General features: G+C 59.1%; 3 protein-coding genes, 1 tRNA gene and 1 pseudogene. 1 reads left to right on the top strand and 4 read right to left on the bottom strand.

All coding sequences use genetic code 11. The features are described from left to right. The coding region (locus tag ACH2AT_RS10825) for a DUF3048 domain-containing protein (RefSeq protein WP_394965976.1) at positions 1 to 400 on the bottom strand (400 nt) is incomplete at its 3' end. Positions 401 to 516: 116 nt separating this feature from the next. Further along, entirely contained in the window at positions 517 to 1,638 is a 1,122-nt protein-coding gene (locus ACH2AT_RS10820) for a DUF3048 domain-containing protein (RefSeq protein WP_394965974.1), read from the bottom strand. Between the two features lie 220 nt (positions 1,639 to 1,858). On the opposite strand from ACH2AT_RS10820, the gene ACH2AT_RS10815 reads away from it, so the two are divergent. Beyond that, a tRNA-Lys gene (locus ACH2AT_RS10815) sits at positions 1,859 to 1,934 on the top strand. Between the two features lie 61 nt (positions 1,935 to 1,995). Here ACH2AT_RS10815 and ACH2AT_RS10810 read toward each other — a convergent pair. Further along, positions 1,996 to 2,700, bottom strand: coding sequence for a tyrosine-type recombinase/integrase (locus ACH2AT_RS10810; RefSeq protein WP_394965972.1), 705 nt, complete (start codon positions 2,698 to 2,700; stop codon positions 1,996 to 1,998). Between the two features lie 116 nt (positions 2,701 to 2,816). Beyond that, a pseudogene (locus tag ACH2AT_RS10805) lies at positions 2,817 to 3,254 on the bottom strand (class I SAM-dependent methyltransferase); the annotation flags it as partial.

The raw sequence follows: 3,254 nt of genomic DNA, 5'->3' as shown, positions 1-3,254 counted from the left end.
GCTGCCAGGGCAGCACCAGCCGGAAGAACTGGTCGCGGGCAGAGCGGATGGGCCCGATGTCGGGGATGTTGTTATAGTCGGTAAAGAGGGCCATGAAACGGGTGATGCCGCCCTCCACCTTGATCTCAAAGAGCATGTCTGCTTCCGACAGGCCCCGCTGCGGGCGGCAGGTCTGGATGTTGTTCACCATCACCGCGGTGATGCGCTGGCCCTCGGCGTAATCGGCGGTTTTTTCATAGCCGGTGAGCACGTTGGCGTCGTAGGGTTCGGGGGTAGGCTCGGGGGTGGCTTCCACAGCGGGTTCGCCGCCGCCGGAAGTAATGGTCTCGTCGCCGCCGCAGGCGGTGAACAGGCTGGCCGACATGGCCAGCGCCAGCAGGATGCACAACAAACGTTTCATGTTCTGTTCCCTCGTATTCCGCTTTTATATTGCAGGCGGCACGCCGCCCGATTCCGTTTTCTATTATAGCAGGCACGCCGCCTGCGGGCAACCGGCCCGGTGAATTTTCATCTTCGTCACCCGCCGAAGACATCCTCCAGCGGCTGGCCGTCGATGCGGCAGTTTTCGATCTGCTCGTCGGCCACCACGGCGATGTAGCTGGCGCCGGGGTTGACCTTCACGTCCACCTCGTTGCCCTCGTTGTCCACGATGCGCAGGGGGCTGGCCGGGTCCTCCTTGATCCAGCGCACCCGCTCGTAGCGCCCGCCGCAGAAGTAGAGCCCCGCGCCCTGGTCGAACTGCACGTGGGCCAGCACCCCGTCGGGGTACTTGTCGATCTTGGCGAACAGCACGAACACATTGTCGGCGCCGTACTGCTTTCCGCCGTCGGCCGCGTCGGTCTGGGGCTGGTCATACTGCCACTTGAGGTATTTGCCCGAGGCCTCGTCGTAGCGGAAGGTGGCGTCGGCATAGCCGGAAAAGCGCACATAGACCTCCGCCGCCTCGCCGCCTTCCAGCTGCCGGGCGGGCTGGTCGTAGCGCACGAAGTCGAACACCGGCGGTGCCTCGTAGGTGGTGGACGCCTGCAGGCCGAACTGTTCCACCGCCGCGGCGAAGGTGGAGCCGTCGGTGTAGACGCAGTGCTCCTGCCCCTTGCTCTTGCGGCGCTCGGCGTCGATCCAGTAGAAATTGCGGTATTTCCCGTCGATGCTCTTGGCCTCGGTGTATTTGTAGAGGTCGAGATACTGGGACGCCACATAGGACGTTCCGATGTGGGCATAGAGCGTTTGCAGCGGAAGCATCAGCTGCACGTGCTGGTCCCGGGCAGAGCGGATGGGCCCCACCACCGGCATGGCGGCATAGTCCCGGTAAACGGCCATCAGGCGGGTGATGCCGCTCTCGGTGACGATCTCGTAGACGAGGTCCGCGCTGTTCAGCCCGCTCTGGGGCCAGGCGGCGCGCACATTGTTGATCATCACCGCAACGCCCCGGCGGCCCAGCGGGTAATTCTCGCCCCGGGCAAGGCCGGTGTAGGGGTTTATGTCCGAAGGCACATCATACCCCACCAGGGTCTCCGGCGCAGCGTCCGGCTCCGGCGTGGGCGTGGCCTGGGGCTCTTCCGTGCGGGCAAAAACGCAGCCGCTGAGCAAAGCGGCGCAAAGCAGCGCCGCCACGGCGCGTGCGGGCAGTCGTTTCATGGGTGGTCCCCCTTTCGATGAAACGGTGTGTCTTTTTTAATCATACTCATTTTTGCCCGTTTTGTAAACTCTCTGTAACAATTAGACGTTTCCGACACCCGAAAAATTTCAATTTCATGCCGCTTTTGGCCCCTGCCGCGCCGGGCTTTTTTCTTTTGCCGCTTTTCTGTTGACAAACTGCCCGGCGATTGCTATAATTGTTAAGCTATAATTTGAACGCGAGCCATTAGCTCAGTTGGCAGAGCACCTGACTTTTAATCAGGGTGTCCGGGGTTCGAATCCCCGATGGCTCACCAGCATAAAACCCGTGAAAATGCCTTTTGACTGGCGTTCTCGCGGGTTCTTTTTTGTGCATATTCACCGAGCAAGGCGGTCAAGGGGGCTGAATTGAGGAAAGGCCGCCACCGTTTTCTGGTGTGTAAGGTGGACATATCGCTTGACCATTTCCAAGCTGGTGTGACCCAATATCTGCTGCAAGCTGTACATATCGCCGCCGTTTTCCAGGTAGCGGGTGGCAAAAGTGTGCCGCAGCAGATGGGCCCGCAGCCGGGGGATGTTCAACCGCCTTTTCAGCTTGCGGAACAGCTGCTTCACGGTGGTTTGTCGGATGGGGGTGTGCTGGCTGGTCTGGAACAGCCGGGGATTGTCTACCGGGCCGCGTCGGCGCAGATACCGGGCCAGCATTTGGCGGCTACGGTTTCCCGGCGGTACCATCCGCTCCTTGTTGCCCTTGCCGCACACGATGGCATATCCCTCGGCAAGATGGACGTGTTCGGTTTCCAGCGTGACCACTTCATCCATCCGCAGGCCGCTGTCCAGCATGAGAGCGCAAATGCAGTAATTGCGGAGCCCCGGAAGGTGCTTTGTGTCGAAGCTGGAAAAAAGCTGCTGTACTTCCCTATCTGTCAGCACGTCGATGGTAGGCCGCTTTGCTTTGGGCAGGCGGAATTTTTGCGGAAGGTCTGTCGCTATGTACCCCTCTTGATAGCACCAGGTCAGAAACGCACGCCAGGCCCGCACATAGCTTTGGATGGTGGTGTTGTGCAGTCCTCTATCAACCATTGCCAAATAGTATCCACGAAGTTCCGCCAAGGTTATCATGCTATTCCGATTGGAGCATACCACCCCATACGGTTGCAGATTGCTCCATTTAGATTTTTATTTGCATACTGTTGCTATTATAAAGATATTCTTATCAGTTTTACCATGCAGAACCGATCCGAAGTCGCCATGCTGATCTTGGTGGACAGTTTCAATCCGGTTCGGGGGATATGGCGGTAATAGGGCTCCTCAGCCAGCACCCTGACCCCGCTGCCGATTTTTCCGGCCAGCACCGATGCGGAATCCACATAGAAAAACATCTGAGCATCCCCGTGGCCCACCTGCTTCATGTACTTTTTCCGCATCATGGCCATGCCGCTTTTGCTCACGGTATCAAAGACGATTTCGATCTCTCCAAACTTCGTGAGCATCCGCAGGAGGCCCACAACCTTGCTTTCCTCAAAATAGTGGAACAGGCCGCCGGCGGTGACCAGAATAGGAGCATCCGGCACATCGGCGCGGATCTGTCTGATCCAGTCCTCGGCAAAGGCGTCTCCGGCGAGATAGGTCTCCCG

The sequence above is a fragment of the Candidatus Allofournierella excrementigallinarum genome (assembly GCF_944388085.1).
Lineage (GTDB): Bacteria > Bacillota > Clostridia > Oscillospirales > Ruminococcaceae > Allofournierella_A > Allofournierella_A excrementigallinarum.
Note: the sequence above shows the minus strand (reverse complement) of the source record. Positions and strands in the feature narration are given on the sequence as shown.